We start from the raw sequence: 17423 nt of genomic DNA, 5'->3' as shown, positions 1-17423 counted from the left end.
GTTCACCTGCCTTTTTTTGCTTTAGAATTTTTAGCTGCTAAAATAGATTGCGTCAATAAACTGATTCCATTTTTAATATCCTTGACATCCCCCTGCTTGATATTTTTTTTAAGAGCTATAACAAAAGAATTTAAGTCCTGTAAAATATATTCAGACAATTGCCGGGAATTGTCTTTAATAATCTCATCAACATGGGTGATAAGATTTTCTGCCCGGATAATGGTCTCGATTCTTTGTCTATTCTCAGCATCGTTTTTGACATGATTTTCGGCATCCATAATTGCCTGGCTTATCATCTCTTCAGAAACCATTTCTGTTGAATCAATCTTAATACCAACTTCATTATCTGTCTGCAGATCTTTAGCAGATACTGCAAGGATTCCATTGGCATCTATGGAAAAACTGACCTCTACTCTGGACTGACCCTGTGGCTGGGGATGAATTCCCGACAATCTGATTTCGCCCAGGCTGATATTGTCAATAGCCATTTCCCGCTCACCTTGCAGGATATTGACATCCATGCTTGTCTGATTGATTTCGGCAGTTGTAAATATCTGGTCTTCTGAAGCAGGGATTATGGTATTTCTGGGTATGATCCTTGCGACAAGACCTCCTTTGGTTTCAATGCCTAAAGAAAGGGGATTGACATCCAGCAAAACCACATCCCCTATCTCTTTTGTCAAAATACCAGCCTGGATTGCCGCGCCAAGACCTACCACCTCATCTGGATTGATTTTCTGGTAGGGATTTTGATGAAAAAAATCTTTTGCCATTTTTTGTACACAGGCCATCCTTGTTGCCCCTCCCACCAGAAGAACACGATCAATGTTTTCAATCTCTATTCCTGCATCCTTGATGGCCTGTTTTGTTGGCAGAATCATCATTTGGGCAAGATCTGAAGTGATTTCTTCAAAAGTTTTTCTGTCCACCCTTGTCTTAAAATCAATCATTGCACCATTCAAACCAGGTATTGAGGATAAAAATATACTTGTTGTCTGTTTTTCAGAAAGTTCGGTTTTTGCTTTTTCACAGGCCTCTTTGAGCTGTTGATGAAAAAATAAATTCTTTCTTGGATCAAATCCGTGTTGGATTTGAAATTTTTGAGCAGCATGATCCACAAGTTTCTGCCCAAAATCTTCCCCTCCAAGATGGTTGTTGCCGCTTACAGCCTTGACCTTAAAAAAGCCCTGGTCCAGCTCAAGTATAGAGACGTCAAAGGTTCCTCCCCCTAAGTCCCATATAAGAACGGTTTTAATATCTTTTCTCTTGAGCCCGTATGCCAGTGCTGCTGCAGTGGGTTCGCTTATTACCCGCAAAACCTTGAACCCTGCTATCTCTCCTGCCTCTTTTGTTGCCTGGCGGCTTAAATGATTAAAATAGGCCGGCACTGTGATAACAGCCTGGTCAACAGGCTCACCAAGATAGTTTTCAATATCGCTTTTGATTTTTCGTAAAATAAAGGCTGATATCTGCTGGGGTGAAAAACGATACCCATCCACCACAACCTGATGGTCTGTACCCATATATCTTTTTATTGAAAAAACAGTATTGCCTGGATTATCTTTTGCCTGGTCTTTTGCCGCGTTCCCCACCAGGTGTTCTTTTTTGTCGGTAAAGGCATAAACTGAAGGGGTCAGGTTATTGCCTTCGCCGTTGGGAATAACCACAGGTATTTTATTTTCAATTATAGCGGCAACACAAAATGATGTACCAAGATCTATGCCGACTGCTCTGCCCATAAATACCCTTTATTATCTTTTAAGAAATTGTCTTTAAGGATTTTTTCAAAAACCGCTATATTCTTAGTCTTAAACCTTTCTATTTCATTATCATGGGTGAGGATATAAACCTGTTTTTGATTTTCAAATTCATCATTATGCTTTTCAATAACTTCAATATCCTTAATTTTTTCAAGCCCTAATTCAAACATGATATCCTCAAACACGGGGTGATACATTACAAGCTGCCGGTGGGTAAGGTACATATCCCCAAACCGCCAGGTTTGAACGATACCTTCATGACAATAATAGGAAGCCTTTTCCTTAAACAAAATTTCTTCCTGTATAAAATGCAGGCTTTTCTTCTCCTTTTCCATGGCCCGGGATCTGGTACTCGCGTCCCATTCCTCCATCATCCCATATTTGAGCATTGTTTCCATACCAGCCAGCGCAGCCTTGAGATTCACACCAATCAAAGGGATGCCGGCAACAGATATTATCATATCCGCATGGATCACAATTCCCTTGTCCAGTACCCTGTCCAAAAGGTCCACCAGGGTTGCTTTTGTATATGACTTGGGTTCCATGATGATTACACAAAACTGTAAGGGGGCCAGGGACCTGTAAACTGCACAGAAAAAGACTCCATCTGATCAATCTTTTCAAGCGCATCCCCTAGAAGATGACTATTTGCCCGGGGCATGATGCAGGCCAGATTCATTATCATCTGCTGATCAGAATTACTGTTTTTTGTCTTATCTATTTTAATATCATCCACATGCGCTTTAATTTTATTGTAAAATTCCTTAAAATAGGTTTCAGCCTGATTTTCCAATTCCTTTTTCAACAGGTTTTCCAGTTTTTGCCTGTACATAAAGGCCGCTCCCTTGGATTTTGTCCTGCATTCTTCATTGATTTTTCTAATCTGTTCATTTTCCCTGGAAATCCTGGCTCCCATTTGATTTGCATCCCAGAATATCTGGACCCCATATTCAGCCTTGCCCGTAAATTTTTCTATTTTTGCCAGAAGATCGTCATAATGGTCTTCAAGCCATTTTTTTAAATTTTCTTGTTCTGTAAATTCTTTATCCCCCACGATAATGGTGTCAAAAGATGCCGGAACTGCAACGCCATAGGTTTCCCATGCCTTTTCAATTACTTTTTGATGGGCCATGACCCATTGGGCGACAATTTTTTCTTCATTCGACTCGTAGGGTTTGTCTTCGCAGTCATGGATAACGGCTGCCAGTCCTTTATGACAGATGGTATAGACTTTATTGCCATCAATTCCGATTTGGGCAAATTTTTTATCTTCACTGGTTTTGACAATGCAATAAAGATACTTCCCTTTTTTATTAACAGGGCCTTGTTTGAAATTATGGGAAGTCTGTTTTTGTTCTGGCAAACGTAATGAATCATTGTTTTCAATATCTTGGGTTTTTATATCTTGATCCGGTAAAGGGGATTGTTTTTCAGCAAGATCTGAAAATTCCCTGTTTATTTCATCTTGTACCATCCGGTGAAGTTCCGGCATGATATTTTTTTTCACAATCTTTGAAATGACATCCCGGTTATTCTCAAGAATGGTTCTGATCTGTTTTTGAACAATCTGTTTTATGATCTCTTCCATGTTGTATTGCTTTAAGCCTTCCACTTACAAGGATTGATGATCTGGTTTATGACATCATCTACAATATCATCTAACCCATCCCTTACTGATTTGACAGATTCTGATATTCCCTGTTGAATTTTTATCTCTTTCAGGGCCTGATCCAGATCCATTAATGCATTCCCCAGACGATGAATCTCTTCTTGCGTCAATGATCCTTTTTCCATCCTTTTCATGGCCTGAAGATTCAAGGCATCCTGAATAACTTCAACCAGAGCGATAACAAGACCAAGAACGCCATGCTTTAAATTTTTCTCATCGATATCAAGGGCCATGAAAGTTCCTTAAACTTATAGATTGATTTAATTATACCTGGCATAAAACACCAAAAACACATCAGGTCTTGCAAGCATTGCTTCAAGTAAAGATCATAGGGTAGGGATGTTGTCTTCATCCAGTTGTTTTGCTTTAGCGCTTATCCAGCCGCACCAGGGACATCCTGATGTCATCAGATCTTTTGTTACCACTTTTTTTTCACACTGGGGGCAATACTCTTTTGCAGTGAGCGCCTCTTGCCATGCAGGTGTTGAAAGCTTTGTTCCTGAAGGAAACTCTAATCCATATTTGGCAGCTGTCTCAAAAGATGACAAAGCCGCTTTGATTTTAATTCCCAGCAATTCCGTACCTGCTACGGATACTGCGATATCGGCGTTAATGACCAGACCTTTATCAAGAACCCTGTCAATTACATCTGCCAGGCTGCCAAAATTTTCTCTGGATGGTTCCATTCCCATTTAATTATCTGCCTTTTTTATTCAATCGGTTTTATGTGTATGTCCTCTAAAATTTTATGCATTCTCATCGATATCAATTCTCTTTCGCATTCTTACACGGTTGAATTCAGAAATATTCCCCTCTGCATCCAGATTGACTTCAAAGATACCCAGGATATCCATACTGTCTGGAATGGATTTTTTTTCAATCGCCTCCAGGGTCACCCGCCAACCTTCCCCATCAGGATGCGCGCTGACAGTTGATCCTAATTCAAGTCCGGTAAGTGTCTCCAATTCAGATCTTGCTTTTTTTATAGCAGCAGCAAATTTAAGGGCCATGATCCTCTCCTTTTAAAAAAGTATATTTTTTTCAAAATACAAAAAGGTCTTTCAATTTATATCCTTTTTCAGCTTTCTTATCTCTTCCAGACGTTCCATGAGCAGGGTCTCTTTTTTTGTATAGTCATCCTCACTTATCTCTTCCATCTCGAGTTTCATCTGCAGCATGAGAAGTTCTTCTAAAACTTTAGAATCATCTGTCATTTCATTATACGCAGATTCTTTTAATTTTTTTGCAAGCCAGATCGTCAGCTTGATGGGAGATAATGCAATATCATCTAATATAAAGGCCATTTTACCACCTCACTTCTAATTCTACAAAATTACTTGGCGGGACAGGGCCTATGCATTTTATTTTCAATTGCCCTGCAAAATATTCATCAATCCTTTCAATGGCCTTGTCAAATTGCTTTTCATCCTCTTTTAAAACCAGAAAAATACTGTTTACAATCATATTGTCTGCAATGATCTTGCTTTTCTTATGTTCGACCCAGAGGCCATTTAAAAACTTGAATATTTTTTTCTCCAATTCTTCTTTTTTTTTTTTCAAAGCTTTTTCCACCATGTCTCCCAGCCGGATCTGATCCCTTTGCAATCCACCATTATGAGAGTTTAAACGGTCCCTAAGTCTTTGAATCTGTGAGTTCTCTTCAAGTATATGAATGAAAATATTTTTAGAATCAACCCAGAAAACTTTAAGCCCCAGCTCTGATTTATCCTTTAAAAAATCCAGGTGCTCTTTTATTTTCAAGCATTCTGCTTTTAATACCTTTTCTTTTATTGTCTGGGTATCATCCCCTATTGTGCCGAATTTTACGGGCAATACGGTATGCTCCTTGAAAAGTTCTTCCAGGATTTTCTGATGAGCCAGAGTATTTTTCCTGTTAACGGGAAAGTCTTCTGTCAGGGTTGGGCTGACAACAGCACCCATATCATTGAAACAGACTATTGACACCTCGTCATTGATGTTTCCGATGCCTGGCATGCCAAGGCTCTTTTCATTTTCAGTATCCACGATGGCATAAATATATTGTTTCATGCTTTTGATTCTCCATTGATTTTGCATCTCAACTTCTCTGACAGGTATTGAAATTCCTGATCGTTCTTTTTCCTCCTATTGAACGCTTTAAAATATTTATTTACCAATAAGGGATTTTTTAAAGCAGAAACCAGAATATCCTTGTCAAGAAAACACGCCACATTATGCGCAGCACCGATAAAAAGAGCTGCTTTTTCTCCTTTCTTTAAGTTGCTGTTAATCTGGCCGGCGATATAAATATCGCGTTTTTTAAGCAGCTGTTTTTTATAAAACCTGTATTTTAAATAATTGGTCATGGTTGAAAAAAATCGCTTTGATTGTAAAAGAGCCGTGAATAAAGCATGCTCTTGCTGGATTAAAGCAATATCTTCAGTCTTCATTATGACGGCTCCTTTATTGACCAGGTCTGATAACAACTTGAAATTACGGCTTTGTTTTAAAGCCAGTTCATTCACAATTTTTTGACCGACCCAACCTCCTGCTGCCATGCCGTCTTGAAAAATTTTCATGTTTTTTACATCTTGTTCTTGAAAATAGTCCTGTATCCTGTCCCAGAACATTGAAATTGTCTTCTCATGCTGTTCAACTCTTTTTTGGGAAAGAAATCTGTTTTTAACAAGCTTTATTTCATCCTTTGCCTTTCCAAGGTCTGCATCGATATGAATAATAGGAACCAAAACAAGTGTTCTCATGCCACAACCGCATTTTCCCGCTCAACAGGCTTGACCCTGATCCAGTTATCAACATCCTCTTTTGAAAATGAGCAGCCATTGCCGTTCATATATTCCATAACCATTTGATAGGATTTGTTCAGTTCTTCAAACCTGCGGGCAAGATTTTTATTCTGGGCATCATTATCAGGATGACAAACTTTACTCTGTTCTTTATAAGACGCATTAATTTCAGACAGGCTCGCTTTTTCCGGTAGATTCAATGTCCTTCTTGCAAAATCAAGTGCCTTAAAATCTCTTTTATGAAGGTCAAGGGTATAAAAACTGTAAAAAGGGAAAGGACCAACAATCTTGAAATTAATTTTGCCTTCAAAACAGCGATCAAGATCTTCAATAATTTTTTCAAAAGTTTGATGATCCTTTTTATTGATTAAAAAGGCGAGACTTGCGATCATTGAATCCTGAGTAATCTCGTTTGTAAGGATGTCTGCAGATGAATCTGACAAACGGTTATAAATAATTTTTTTATAATAATTACGCCTTTCATCAAGCAAAGAATTCACCATTTTCCCAAGTTTTATCTGGGCTTCATAAACATCTGGTTTTGGCCTGGACTGTATTTCCTGTTTGAATTGTTTAACGGCATCCAGCCCCTCGATTTCATTGAAGACCTGGCTAAAATCATTAAAACTGGCAATAACATCCAGCTCAATCATATTCTGCAACATTGAAAATTTCTTTCTGATCTGGTCATAGCTGCTTTTAAATATTTTTATAATCTGATCCGGGTCTTCAATCATTGTCCCGAACTTAAAAGGAATAATGCAGAATTTTTCCATTATTTTCCCAATTGTATCATGATGCTGCTTTAAATATTGTAAAAGCACTTTCTGGGGCAATGTAGAAAAATCTATCATCTTAAAATCGCTTACGGCCAAAGAAAGGTCCCCATTGGTTTTCAAATAGACATCCTGATCGTCAAGTCCTTTACATGTAAAATTTTGCCTGGATTCTGAAAACACGAACCCATATAAATATTGCCCTTTATTCATCTTGTCTGTCCTTTTTTAATGGCTTGTTGAAAATGCTTCATTAAAATACTGAATTTTGTATGATCCTTTCTGCCTTTTTTGATAAATTCCTTTATGGCAATAATGGCGGCTGTATTGCAGATCAATTCGATATCTGCACCCTTAAACCTGTCTGTCTCATCGGCAAGGCGGTCAAAATCAACGCTTTTCCCAAGGGGTTTTTTCCTTGTGTGGACTTTAAATATCTCTTTTCTGGCATTTTTATCAGGACTTTTAAGTTCAAGCTGAAAATCAAACCTTCCTGATCGCAGCATTGCCGCATCGATCATATCAATTCTGTTGGTGGCAGCCAGGACAAGTATGCCTTTTAGTTCTTCTATTCCGTCCATTTCACTTAAAAACTGGCTGATGACACGGTCTGTTACTGCTGAAGAGCCAAAAGCCCCCCTTTTTGGAGTCAGACTGTCTATCTCATCAAAAAAAACAACACAGGGAGATGCCTGTCTTGCTTTTTTAAAAATCTGTCTGATACCTTTTTCACTATCTCCCACCCACCTTGATAAAAGCTCCGGACCTTTTATGGAGATAAAATTAACACCTGATTCCGTTGCCACAGCCTTTGCAAGAAGGGTTTTACCCGTGCCGGGTTCTCCATGAAATAAAATTCCCCGGGCAGGACGGGTGTTGGCATAATCAAAAAGCGAGGCATATTTCAGCGGCCACTCAACCGTTTCTTTCAATATATTTTTAACCTCTTCATGCCCTCCCACGTCCGTCCAGTTTACATTGGGCACTTCAGAAAACACCTCTCTGATGGCAGAGGGTTCAATCTCCTTCATGGCTTCTAAAAAATCATCCATGGTCACCTTAAGATCGAGCAGGCTGTCAATGGGGATCTCTTCCTGGCCGAAATCAAAGGTTGGGAAAAACTTTCTAAGGCAGACCATGGCCGCCTCCCTGCAAAAGGCTTCTATATCAGCACCCACAAAACCATGGGTAATTTCAGAAAGTTTGACCAGGTCAACATCCTCAGAAAGCGGCATGCCATGGGTATGGATGTTTAATATCTTGTATCGCCCGTTCTTGTCAGGGATACTGATTTCTATCTCCCTGTCAAACCGGCCGGGCCGTCGAAGAGCAGGATCAATAACATTTGGAATATTTGTCGCACCGATGACAATCACCTGTCCTCTTGAGGAAAGGCCGTCCATTAAAGCCAGAAGCTGGGCAACCACCCTTTTTTCAACCTGTTTTTCACCCCCCATATCTTCACGCTTTGGCGCTATTGCATCGATCTCGTCAAAAAATATGATGGCAGGCGCTGAGGCTGCGGCTTTTTCAAAGATTTTTCTTAAATTCGCCTCGCTTTCTCCATAGAATTTGGCCATTATTTCAGGCCCTGTCAAATGCTGGAAATTCGCATCCGTCTCATTTGCCACAGCCCTTGCGATCAATGTCTTGCCACATCCCGGCGGGCCGTGGAGAAGAACACCCTTGGGAGGATCAATCCCCAGTTTTTCAAAAACCTGGGGATATTTTAAAGGCAGTTCAATCATCTCCCTGATACGATGTATTTCTTTGGCAAGCCCGCCTATATCTTCATATGAAACCCTGGATGACTTAAACTCGGATTTTTCTTCTTTTATTTCAATGATCGTGTCAGGTTTTATAATCACAATACCGGCAGGTTTTGTTGCTGTGACTTTAAAATCCCGGGTTTTTGCGCCAAATAATTTTGCCCTGACAATATCTTCTTTAACCAGGGAGATACCTTCCAGAAGGGTGCAGATATATTTGCTGTCAAAGGATCGAACCTGGGTAAGAGGGGTGACAGAAATTTTTCTGGCCGGGTTGCACACTGCTTTTTCAATGATCACCTTTTCATCCAGCCCGACTTGTGCATTGTCCCTTGTAATGCCATCCATCCGAACCAGGCCCTGCTCCCGGTCCTCAATATATGCCGGCATGACTTTGGCGGCCGTCAATCTTTTCCCCTTGACCTGGACAACATCGCCCACCGCTACATCAATTTTTTTAAAATCACTGGGGTCAAGACGGATGATCCCCCTGCCTGTATCTTTTGAATTGGCCTCAATTACCTTTAATGTAACAGATTTTATTTCCATTCCAGGTTACCTGTTCCCAAGTTTTTAGCCAGGGCTTTCTTTATTGTATTTTTTGTTAAACCATCAAATCCTAAAACCTATCAAACTTAGTCTGTCTTGATCGTTATAACCAAAACCCCATTTTTATAGGACCATTCCATATCTGTTTGTTTAACTGCTTTGGATAAAAGCACTTCTTTTTGATATTTTCTTTTATTGGTAGAAGCACTGATGATGATAATATCACCCCTGGCCTCCACCTCAATATCCTTTTGGTCAATGCCCGGCATTTCAGCAATAATCTGGGTTGAATTTTTTTCTTCAAAAAGGTCTATGATGGGTTCTCTTACTTCTTCAACAATCGGGCCGTCCGGTGTTTTCTTGATATTGCCAAAGGACTGAACAAAGGGCCTGCCGTCATTTAAGGTGCGGACATTTATACCATAAACACCTTTTAAATCTTTTAATCCTTTGATTTTATCAAGATTACCAAAATTTATTTCCCCTGACTTTTTTAAATCCTGGCTTTTTTCCGCAAACGCGGCTGCCGTTTCAATCAGATTGTTCAGGCCTTTTAAAAGCCCTGAAAATTCAAATTCACCAGTTGTCTCTTCCTTGCCTTTTTTTTGGGTCATGGGATCTCCTTTATGTTACTTTAATGTTAACAAAATTAAAGGGGGGTATCGGGCCCACATATTTGAAAACAAATCTGTTTTCAAATTCTGCTGCCAGATCATTAATGGTGTTATCAAATTCTTTTTCATGGGTTCTGTCAATCAGGCAGGCAAGATTCAACAGCATTGCATCACCGATAATATCGTTTTCCTTTACATCCACGGAAATGCGTTTTAATTTTCTGGTAATCAGTTGCTTTTCATCCTGCTTTTTTTTCGCCAGCGCCTTTTGAACCTGTTTGCCCACCTCGATCTTCATATCTCTGTCAAGGCCTTTAGTATTTGATTTAAGCTTTTTGATAATCTTGTTGGAAGCAGATATTTCGCCAAATATTGCATCCATATTCTTCCAGACAACCTTTAATCCCATTTCAATCTTATTATCCATATCCCTGAAAAGACCCTTGAATTCAGGATGCCGCCTTCTAAGAAGGCTTCTTATCTCCTCTAGATTAGAAGCTATGGTACAGAATCGAACGGGCAATACCGTGTAATCTTTCATGACATGCTCAATGACCATTTCATGGGCTGTAAGATTGGCCTTGTTAATCACGTACTTGGACATGGGTGTATCACTTATGACAGCCGTGATATCATTATAACACAGGGTTGTAACCAGATCCTTTCTGTTGCCGATTCCGATGGTACCAAAGTTGCGGTTATATTTTTCTTCAATAATACAGTATATGTATTTGCCTATATGAGACATGGGGCACCTTGTTTTATTCTTAAAAATTACTCACCATACACTTGCCTGAATGGGTCTTATCAATATTTCAATGACATTCTCTTTATGGTATCTATTTCCTTGACGGGATCTATTTCCTTGCTGGATTTGATGGTTGACAGGGGGGACATTGAACCGACATCCGCTTTAACATCTCTACTCATTGCGGCGATTGCCTTGTCAAGGCTTGCAAGCTCATTATGTATCTGATTAATCCGATAGCTTAAATTGGCCTTTTCCTGTTTTAACCGGGAGCGGTGCTTGTCCATTATAAATATTTCCAGGTAACTGGATTTAACGGGCCGGGATTTAGTTGTAAGACTATGCTTTATAGCTGTCTTTCTTTTTAAAGTGCCGCTTCTTACAATTTTTTTACCCTTGGGCAAACTAGGCATCGGCCCCTCCTTTATTAATGTCATTACAATATTGGTCAATCAATTTTAAAAGGATCTGCATCACCCGTTCCTTGTTTGATACGCTGCCGATACGGCTGGTTTCAGAAGAAAGTATGTCAATGCAGATCTGGCAAAAAGTTTTGTCATCCCTATGGACACTGGCATTGAACACCTGTACTGATTTGGCAATCATCAGGCATCCCCTGATGGTGGGGGAAAATTCAAACACGTCAGAATTTCTTAATCCCCTGACAATATTGACAATTTTTTTTGCATCTTCATAGGATAAACCTGATTTGCCCTGGACAATGCCAATTTCAGTTTCCTTGTCAAAATATTCAAGGTCAATGGTCACCATACGATCTCTTAAGGCATCCTGGCTGCGGTGGACCCCGGCATATTCTTCGGGATTGCTGGTGAAAAGAGCCGTAAAATCAGGGTGGACTTTCATATAATTGGAATCGCCATGGCTCGTGGTTGGAATATCCAGCATTTTTTCCTGGAGCACGGACAAAAGAACATTGTTTGCCTCGGGCCTGGACCGGGTATATTCATCATAAAGGAGTGTAAACCCGAATTTACAGGCCATGGTCAACCGGTTATCAACCCATTGTTTGCTCATATTCTCTTCGGTCTTAAGAACGGTATGAATAAAATTATCCCTGATTTTGCGGATGTTGTAACCTTGTTCACTCCCGACTAAATCCGAGGTTGAAAATTCCTCATCCCCGTGTATAAGAATAAGCGGACGTCCTATCCTGGCAGCAATATGAATTGCAAGGGTCGTCTTTCCCGTGCCGGAAATACCTCTCAAGTGCACGGGGAAACCCGCCTTGATATATCCCAACGCCCGGGTAGTAATATCCTTGATATATTCTGTTTCCACAAAATCCGGCAGGGAGATAGGTTCCAAAACAGTGCTTGCCATTGCTGTTGCCATCGCAACTCCTTTGTCAATATTTGATTAAAAAAACAGGACCGTTTCCTTTTTGCAAATCCATGCTCCCTTGAAATGGTTTCGGGCCGGAATAAAATTTTCCAGCCCTGATGATGTTATCGGTTAAAATACAAAGAACCTTCTTTCTTAACCTGTTGGTTTTCCACAAGATCACGCATCACAGGAATCAGTGTCCGCCATTGTTCGATATCAAGTAATTCAGCCAACTGGATCATCCTGAGACCTTCTGGATGGTCTAACAGGGTGATCATGACCTTTTCTTTTATAGGACCGGTCTCATAATAGCCGTATTCGGTGTCATTTTCCCCGGCGACCTGGGTTTCTTCCGGGTCTTCACCCGGCTCATCTTCTTCATCAAGCTCAGGCTCTACCACCTCCTGACTCGTTTCCGGTTCAATTGTTTCTGATTTGTTTAAGCTGTCATGGGGAAAGACTTTTTCCCATTCAGATGACATGGCAGATATTTCTGCTTTAACAGAGGTTAAAAAATCATTCACGCTTGATTTTCTGTTTTTTTCATCTGCTTTGACATTTGAAACAAAGGTTTTCAAAAAGGATGACAGCTCATCTCCCATCTTTTTTTGACTATTGCGGATCTGTTTTAAATCGGCTCGAGTGTCTTCCTGCCATCTTCCAACCTCGGTCTTGATGGCTTTAATTCCAGCCACCCGCTGTTTTCCCTCTTCCCCTCGCTGTTTCTTGTCTTTTATGGCACAATCATTCATGTCTGACATGAAATTGTCCAGCTTTGATCTGAGTTCATTCTTTAATTCCTTGATCAAACCCATGCGCTGATTTCGTTCCCTTGCCGTTTCTTTTTGGCGCGTTTTTTCCATGACACCCAGATTAACTCTATCCTGGTCCAATTGCCGGTGTAAGGATTGGGATATTTCTTTTCTGTCCCGGGCCATTGATTTCAATAGATCGGCTGCCTCGTGCCTTAACCCTGAAGTATCCTGTTTGATCCGGCCAAAATTTTCTTTCAGATTATTCATAAGTACCCTGCGGTCATTTTTCGCGCTTGCAATCTGATTTACCAATCCTTCTAAATCTTTAGATGCTGACATTATAATTCTCCTTTTAACCTTGAAAAGACATGCTTAAAGCAAGGCTTGTTAAGCCTATGGCGGGCAATAAACCGCCATAGCAGCAAAGGATATCTTTTTTGTTTTTAAATGCGAACCTGATGTTTAATCCAGATTGGCTGTCATCATTATTGATAGTTTATATACTGACAACTTTCTGCCATTGATCATTTACTCTGTCTCGGACAAGATCAAAATCATCTAGTAAGTCAAACAAATACTGATTATAGTCACCTTGTTGCGCACGAATGGCTTTGATCATTGCCTTGTAGTCTTTAATCCTGATATTTTCACCCTTTTTCAATAACCGTTTCAACCCTGTTTTCAATTCTTCCTGTTCAACCTGAATATGTTTTAAGATCTTGATAATATCATGTTCCCGGTTTTCCTGTCGTTTTAACATCTGGTCGAGCATGGCTTCAATATCCTCGATCCGGTCAGGGCTATTGCCCATAATAATATCTCTTAAAGAAATGATCATTGCCTGTTCCTCTTTTTGAAAGGCAGACAGGCTCAGGTTGGCTTCATTTTCAATCTTCTGATGATGATCAAGGATGTTTTGGATCATGGCATCAAAATCCTTTCGTCGAAGACTCTGGGAATTGGCCAGATTGATTCTCAGAAGATTTATCATATCGGCAAGTTCAGACTGGAATGAATGAAGGAGATTATTGGCCTGGGTCAGTAAAGAATAAATCGTGTTGACCCTTATCTCATAGGAATCAACAATACTTACTGCCAATATTTTCAATTGATCGGTGTTTTTTGTTTTTTTCAGGGTGTCCATACACTGCCTTTGGTTTAAAAAATCTCAAACATATCGGACAACAACGGTTTATAAAATCAAGAGAATTTTGTCAGATATGTTCGGGGTTTTTATAAATACCCCGGAGAGACCAGATATGCTCAAGAATGATAAACTTTAATTAAAGGGGTGAAACGCCTTTAATATCCTGAGGATACCTGACAATCTCCTCTTAACTATGCTTCAGCTTGGGCTGTGAGGCCAACGGCTTCGGCATATTTCAAATAGGTCTCGACACCGGCCAGAACCACTCTGGCTTCAATGGCAAGCAGTTCGATACCTACAAGGGATACCCTTGCCCAGGCATCAATAACAACGCCTTTGTCAAGGATACGGTCAATAACTTCAACTAAACTTGAGGATGCATTTGTTTTTTCAACGGCCATGATAAAACTCCTTTTTTAAGGTAATTACGTAACAGGTTTTTGTATGACTTCTGTTGCTGTGGTATAACCAATTGATAACCTCCTTTTTTTGGCATACGTTAAATTATCTTGGTCAGAATCATATTTTCAGGTATGTTACATAAACATGTACAAGAAAATATTCATCATGGTTTGGACTATAAATCTTTGAATACGATAATGATATCGGGTGAACTACCTAAAGATTTTTTTTAATACCCTGTATATTCCAAAAAAAACCCCTGTATTCGTTTAAAAAAACCCCTGTATTGATATTAAACTCAATAGAGACGTCGTTTAAAAAGTCAGGGTGATGAGAAATAATTTTTTCATGGATGAGTCGATGAGTCTAAGGTGTTGAAGAATTTTACGCATTGTGAGGGGTATTGGCAAGGGATAGTTTTATTCTTTAGTTATCAATCCTTTTTGAAGGGCATATTGCACAAGACCCGCTGTCTTCTTGATATTGAGTCTCATTTTTATTTGTGACCGGTGGGTTTCAATCGTTTTTATACTCACACATAAAATATTGGCAATTTCCCGATTTGTATACCCTTCTGCCAAGAGTTGCAAAACTTCTGTCTGCCGGCTGGTGAGTTCTTTTTCACTGCTGTCTTTGTCAATATCTGATAGCCGGGTGGATTGACGCAGATATTCATTAATAAGCGTTTTTGAAACATTACAACCCAGATAGGAGTTTCCTTTATGGACTTCGTAAATTGCCGTAACCAGATCTAAAGGAGCGCCTTTTTTCACAAGATATCCTGAAGCCCCTGCCTTGAGTGCCTGCAGTATATACTCTTCGTTTGTGTGTATTGTCAGAATGATAACTTTTATTTCAGGACATCGTTTTTTAATCTGACGGCAAGCCTCTATCCCGTTAAGAAGTGGCATTCCTATATCCATAACAGCAACATCAGGCTTTGTTTCTTCGGCTTTTATAAGGGCATCCCTGCCGTTTTCTGCTTCAGCCACAACAGCAATGCCAGACTCTTTTTCCAGAAGAGAACAAAGCCCCTTGCGGACCATGGTATGATCATCAGCCATTAATACTCTAATCATGTCCTTGATAATTTTATCCCCCAGGACATCCTGTAAAAAGACATTATTTTCTTGATAATATGATGAATGTATAGTACACAATTGATTGCGGATACACAATACTCATTTTCCCTGATCCACCATCAAGATACCCTCTGCTGCGGTCGTCTTGCATATAGCACACCTTGTTGAATTATGGTTAAAATATCTAAAGGTTGGACTTTATGGATTTAGATAAACCTTTTTCCGAAAAATTTATCAAACTGCGAAGGAAAGCAGAAAAATTCTTGTCTGAAAGAGATGAAATCTATGGGAAAGCGGTTGATGAAGACCCCCTGAAAATGATACACGAATTCCAGACAATGCAGATTGAACTTGAGCTCCAGAATGAAGAATTGCGCCTTTCCCAGCAGGAGCTTGCTGCATCCCGGGAAAGCTATGTTGAACTTTATGAGTTTGCGCCAGTGGGGTACCTTATCTTAGGTTTAAAAGGGTTGATCCTTAAATCTAACCTGGCTTTTGCAGATATGTTGTCGATTGAAAGAGAATATCTTATAAACCGGCCATTGTCTGCCCATATTATTGTTGAAGACCTGAATATTTATTATCGGCATCTGCGAAATCTTTTTGAGTTAAAAACACGGCAGATTTGTGAACTGAGTATGATAAAAAGAGACAGAACACCATTTGATGTTCATTTGGAAAGCACCCTTGTTTTAGATGAATACAAAAATATAGAGCAATACCGCATCATGGTAATTGATATCAGTGAACACAAAAGAACACAGAAGCAAATGGCGCAATACAGTGATCGTCTGGAGGAAACGGTTGATCGGCGCACGACTGAATTGTCTGTCTTAAAAAAAGATTTAATAATTAAGATGGACCAGACCAGAAAATCTGAAGAGCGGCTTCGTTTTCTTACACGTCGGCTGATAGATACAAGAGAAGATGAATGCAAGAAGATTTCCCGTGAGCTGCATGATGCACTGGGACAGCAACTGACAGCTATCACCTTCAACCTTAGTACCCTTAGGAATGATATTCCAGACTTCTGCAAAGAATTATTAGATGACACTGATTTGATTGTGGATAATATGGCGACTCAGGTTCGGAACCTCTCCCTTGATCTGAGACCGAGCATGCTTGATGACCTTGGCCTTATCCCGACATTGCGCTGGTTTATAAATGATTTCCATAAGAGAACAAAGATAAAAATCAAATTAAAAGCAGTTGAACTTGATGAATACCGGGATGAAAATCTGGCGATAACCATCTTCAGGATTGTGCAGGAGTCATTAAATAATGTTAAAAAACACGCAGAAGCAACAAATGTTGAAATATTTCTTAAACGAGAAATCACCCGGATCACCGGTTTTATACAAGATAACGGCAACGGATTTGACATAAACGAAATTTTCCTGACAAATGAAGAAAAACATTTAGGTCTTTTAGGCATGAAAGAAAGAATCTCAATATTGGGTGGTACACTTAATATCAAATCCGGCAATGGACAAGGAACCAGGATAAATATTGAAATACCCATTTGATTGAATTGGCTGTTCGTATTTTCCTCAGCAATGGGGGTTCATCATCGACAAACAAAATTTTCTCGTTTCCCTTTGGCAATACTTCAGGTTCATACAGATGATTGCCCTCCTGCTTTGGAGTGACCGGCAGCAGTATTGTAAAGATGGATCCCTTGCCCGGTTGGCTGTCCAACAAAATAGTCCCCCGTATTTCTTGACCGTTCCGTGCACCGAGGCAAGCCCCAGACCGGTACCTTTGCCGAGCCCCTTGTTCGTGAAGTAAGTCTCGAAAATGAGTTCTGATATCTCCGGGGCAATACCGACACCCGTATCGGACACAGTGATTTTTACATGATCCTCTGGCCCGGGCAGATCGTGATTCTTTGCAAAAGATTGATCAACAACCATATCGGATACTGCAATCTCCAGTACCCCGCCGTTCTCTTCCATCGCATCCGCAGCATTGACGGCAAGATTGCCGATGGATTCCATTTTCTGTGTCTGGCGAAGCTTGCTTTCA

At 40.0% G+C, this 17423-nt stretch carries 21 protein-coding genes; 1 reads left to right on the top strand and 20 read right to left on the bottom strand.

All coding sequences use genetic code 11. From position 1 onward, the window contains the following. Window positions 1-2 precede the first annotated feature (2 nt). The 19 genes from dnaK to K365_RS0123495 form a co-directional block, all read right to left on the bottom strand. Window positions 3-1739, bottom strand: coding sequence for a molecular chaperone DnaK (gene dnaK / locus K365_RS0123585; RefSeq protein WP_024336594.1), 1737 nt, complete (start codon window positions 1737-1739; stop codon window positions 3-5). After that, complete coding sequence (locus K365_RS27660) at window positions 1718-2305, bottom strand: gas vesicle protein (protein WP_024336593.1); 588 nt, start codon at window positions 2303-2305, stop codon at window positions 1718-1720. Before K365_RS27660 ends, dnaK begins: the two co-directional genes overlap by 22 nt. Before the next feature lie 5 nt (window positions 2306-2310). Then, window positions 2311-3234 carry a gas vesicle protein GvpL gene (gene gvpL, locus K365_RS0123575; protein WP_169432985.1) on the bottom strand — a complete coding sequence of 308 codons (924 nt, stop codon included), beginning with the start codon at window positions 3232-3234 and terminating at the stop codon, window positions 2311-2313. 125 nt (window positions 3235-3359) lie between these two features. Continuing rightward, window positions 3360-3662 carry a gas vesicle protein K gene (locus tag K365_RS0123570; RefSeq protein ID WP_024336591.1) on the bottom strand — a complete coding sequence of 101 codons (303 nt, stop codon included), beginning with the start codon at window positions 3660-3662 and terminating at the stop codon, window positions 3360-3362. 93 nt (window positions 3663-3755) lie between these two features. Further along, entirely contained in the window at window positions 3756-4121 is a 366-nt protein-coding gene (locus K365_RS29595; protein ID WP_024336590.1) for a gas vesicle protein, read from the bottom strand. Window positions 4122-4175: 54 nt separating this feature from the next. Next, entirely contained in the window at window positions 4176-4439 is a 264-nt protein-coding gene (gvpO, locus tag K365_RS0123560) for a gas vesicle protein GvpO (RefSeq protein ID WP_024336589.1), read from the bottom strand. Between the two features lie 51 nt (window positions 4440-4490). Further along, complete coding sequence (locus K365_RS0123555) at window positions 4491-4733, bottom strand: gas vesicle protein GvpG (RefSeq protein WP_024336588.1); 243 nt, start codon at window positions 4731-4733, stop codon at window positions 4491-4493. A 1-nt stretch (window position 4734) separates the two neighbouring features. After that, window positions 4735-5478 (bottom strand): GvpL/GvpF family gas vesicle protein, encoded by a 744-nt coding sequence (locus K365_RS0123550; protein WP_024336587.1) that lies wholly within the window; start codon window positions 5476-5478, stop codon window positions 4735-4737. Then, window positions 5475-6170, bottom strand: coding sequence for a hypothetical protein (locus K365_RS0123545; protein WP_024336586.1), 696 nt, complete (start codon window positions 6168-6170; stop codon window positions 5475-5477). The genes K365_RS0123550 and K365_RS0123545 overlap by 4 nt, the downstream gene beginning before the upstream one ends. Continuing rightward, window positions 6167-7201 (bottom strand): GvpL/GvpF family gas vesicle protein, encoded by a 1035-nt coding sequence (locus K365_RS0123540; protein ID WP_024336585.1) that lies wholly within the window; start codon window positions 7199-7201, stop codon window positions 6167-6169. The genes K365_RS0123545 and K365_RS0123540 overlap by 4 nt, the downstream gene beginning before the upstream one ends. Next, window positions 7198-9306 carry a CDC48 family AAA ATPase gene (locus K365_RS0123535; protein ID WP_024336584.1) on the bottom strand — a complete coding sequence of 703 codons (2109 nt, stop codon included), beginning with the start codon at window positions 9304-9306 and terminating at the stop codon, window positions 7198-7200. Before K365_RS0123535 ends, K365_RS0123540 begins: the two co-directional genes overlap by 4 nt. An 86-nt stretch (window positions 9307-9392) precedes the next feature. Next, complete coding sequence (locus K365_RS0123530) at window positions 9393-9920, bottom strand: Hsp20/alpha crystallin family protein (protein ID WP_024336583.1); 528 nt, start codon at window positions 9918-9920, stop codon at window positions 9393-9395. A 10-nt stretch (window positions 9921-9930) separates the two neighbouring features. Further along, the gene (locus K365_RS0123525; RefSeq protein ID WP_024336582.1) at window positions 9931-10668 is read right to left on the bottom strand and encodes a GvpL/GvpF family gas vesicle protein; all 738 of its coding nucleotides are present in this window, start codon (window positions 10666-10668) and stop codon (window positions 9931-9933) included. Window positions 10669-10727: 59 nt separating this feature from the next. Further along, the gene (locus tag K365_RS0123520; protein ID WP_024336581.1) at window positions 10728-11081 is read right to left on the bottom strand and encodes a hypothetical protein; all 354 of its coding nucleotides are present in this window, start codon (window positions 11079-11081) and stop codon (window positions 10728-10730) included. Continuing rightward, entirely contained in the window at window positions 11074-12021 is a 948-nt protein-coding gene (gvpN, locus tag K365_RS0123515; protein ID WP_024336580.1) for a gas vesicle protein GvpN, read from the bottom strand. The genes K365_RS0123520 and gvpN overlap by 8 nt, the downstream gene beginning before the upstream one ends. Window positions 12022-12134: 113 nt before the next feature. Beyond that, entirely contained in the window at window positions 12135-13106 is a 972-nt protein-coding gene (locus tag K365_RS26155; protein WP_024336579.1) for a hypothetical protein, read from the bottom strand. Window positions 13107-13263: 157 nt separating this feature from the next. Then, window positions 13264-13911, bottom strand: a complete 648-nt coding sequence (locus tag K365_RS0123505) for a hypothetical protein (protein WP_024336578.1) — start codon at window positions 13909-13911, stop codon at window positions 13264-13266. A 194-nt stretch (window positions 13912-14105) separates the two neighbouring features. Continuing rightward, window positions 14106-14315: a gas vesicle structural protein GvpA gene (gene gvpA / locus K365_RS0123500; RefSeq protein ID WP_024336577.1), complete on the bottom strand. Its 210-nt coding sequence runs from the start codon at window positions 14313-14315 to the stop codon at window positions 14106-14108. Window positions 14316-14735: 420 nt separating this feature from the next. Continuing rightward, the gene (locus K365_RS0123495) at window positions 14736-15380 is read right to left on the bottom strand and encodes a response regulator transcription factor (RefSeq protein ID WP_245569254.1); all 645 of its coding nucleotides are present in this window, start codon (window positions 15378-15380) and stop codon (window positions 14736-14738) included. Between the two features lie 218 nt (window positions 15381-15598). On the opposite strand from K365_RS0123495, the gene K365_RS26955 reads away from it, so the two are divergent. Continuing rightward, a complete protein-coding gene (locus tag K365_RS26955; RefSeq protein WP_024336575.1) occupies window positions 15599-16924 on the top strand; it encodes a PAS domain-containing sensor histidine kinase in 1326 nt (441 codons plus the stop codon). Between the two features lie 24 nt (window positions 16925-16948). On the opposite strand, the gene K365_RS0123485 is transcribed toward K365_RS26955, so the two are convergent. Continuing rightward, window positions 16949-17395, bottom strand: coding sequence for an ATP-binding protein (locus tag K365_RS0123485; RefSeq protein WP_156887783.1), 447 nt, complete (start codon window positions 17393-17395; stop codon window positions 16949-16951). Window positions 17396-17423 lie beyond the last annotated feature (28 nt).

The organism is Desulfotignum balticum DSM 7044 (assembly GCF_000421285.1).
GTDB lineage: Bacteria > Desulfobacterota > Desulfobacteria > Desulfobacterales > Desulfobacteraceae > Desulfotignum > Desulfotignum balticum.
This window is presented reverse-complemented; position numbering and strand designations above follow the sequence as displayed.

Excerpts from the sequence above, each read along its gene's own strand:
- K365_RS0123535 (WP_024336584.1), bottom strand. The coding sequence starts at position 9,306 with ATGGAAATAAAATCTGTTACATTAAAGGTAATTGAGGCCAATTCAAAA.
- gvpL (WP_169432985.1), bottom strand. The coding sequence starts at position 3,234 with ATGGTACAAGATGAAATAAACAGGGAATTTTCAGATCTTGCTGAAAAA.
- K365_RS0123540 (WP_024336585.1), bottom strand. The coding sequence starts at position 7,201 with ATGAATAAAGGGCAATATTTATATGGGTTCGTGTTTTCAGAATCCAGG.
- K365_RS0123530 (WP_024336583.1), bottom strand. The coding sequence starts at position 9,920 with ATGACCCAAAAAAAAGGCAAGGAAGAGACAACTGGTGAATTTGAATTT.
- K365_RS29595 (WP_024336590.1), bottom strand. The coding sequence starts at position 4,121 with ATGGGAATGGAACCATCCAGAGAAAATTTTGGCAGCCTGGCAGATGTA.
- gvpN (WP_024336580.1), bottom strand. The coding sequence starts at position 12,021 with ATGGCAACAGCAATGGCAAGCACTGTTTTGGAACCTATCTCCCTGCCG.
- gvpA (WP_024336577.1), bottom strand. The coding sequence starts at position 14,315 with ATGGCCGTTGAAAAAACAAATGCATCCTCAAGTTTAGTTGAAGTTATT.
- K365_RS0123520 (WP_024336581.1), bottom strand. The coding sequence starts at position 11,081 with ATGCCTAGTTTGCCCAAGGGTAAAAAAATTGTAAGAAGCGGCACTTTA.
- K365_RS26155 (WP_024336579.1), bottom strand. The coding sequence starts at position 13,106 with ATGTCAGCATCTAAAGATTTAGAAGGATTGGTAAATCAGATTGCAAGC.
- K365_RS0123555 (WP_024336588.1), bottom strand. The coding sequence starts at position 4,733 with ATGGCCTTTATATTAGATGATATTGCATTATCTCCCATCAAGCTGACG.
- K365_RS0123570 (WP_024336591.1), bottom strand. The coding sequence starts at position 3,662 with ATGGCCCTTGATATCGATGAGAAAAATTTAAAGCATGGCGTTCTTGGT.
- K365_RS0123505 (WP_024336578.1), bottom strand. The coding sequence starts at position 13,911 with ATGGACACCCTGAAAAAAACAAAAAACACCGATCAATTGAAAATATTG.
- dnaK (WP_024336594.1), bottom strand. The coding sequence starts at position 1,739 with ATGGGCAGAGCAGTCGGCATAGATCTTGGTACATCATTTTGTGTTGCC.
- K365_RS27660 (WP_024336593.1), bottom strand. The coding sequence starts at position 2,305 with ATGGAACCCAAGTCATATACAAAAGCAACCCTGGTGGACCTTTTGGAC.
- K365_RS0123495 (WP_245569254.1), bottom strand. The coding sequence starts at position 15,380 with ATGGCTGATGATCATACCATGGTCCGCAAGGGGCTTTGTTCTCTTCTG.
- K365_RS0123525 (WP_024336582.1), bottom strand. The coding sequence starts at position 10,668 with ATGTCTCATATAGGCAAATACATATACTGTATTATTGAAGAAAAATAT.
- K365_RS0123545 (WP_024336586.1), bottom strand. The coding sequence starts at position 6,170 with ATGAGAACACTTGTTTTGGTTCCTATTATTCATATCGATGCAGACCTT.
- gvpO (WP_024336589.1), bottom strand. The coding sequence starts at position 4,439 with ATGGCCCTTAAATTTGCTGCTGCTATAAAAAAAGCAAGATCTGAATTG.
- K365_RS0123485 (WP_156887783.1), bottom strand. The coding sequence starts at position 17,395 with ATGGAATCCATCGGCAATCTTGCCGTCAATGCTGCGGATGCGATGGAA.
- K365_RS26955 (WP_024336575.1), top strand. The coding sequence starts at position 15,599 with ATGGATTTAGATAAACCTTTTTCCGAAAAATTTATCAAACTGCGAAGG.
- K365_RS0123550 (WP_024336587.1), bottom strand. The coding sequence starts at position 5,478 with ATGAAACAATATATTTATGCCATCGTGGATACTGAAAATGAAAAGAGC.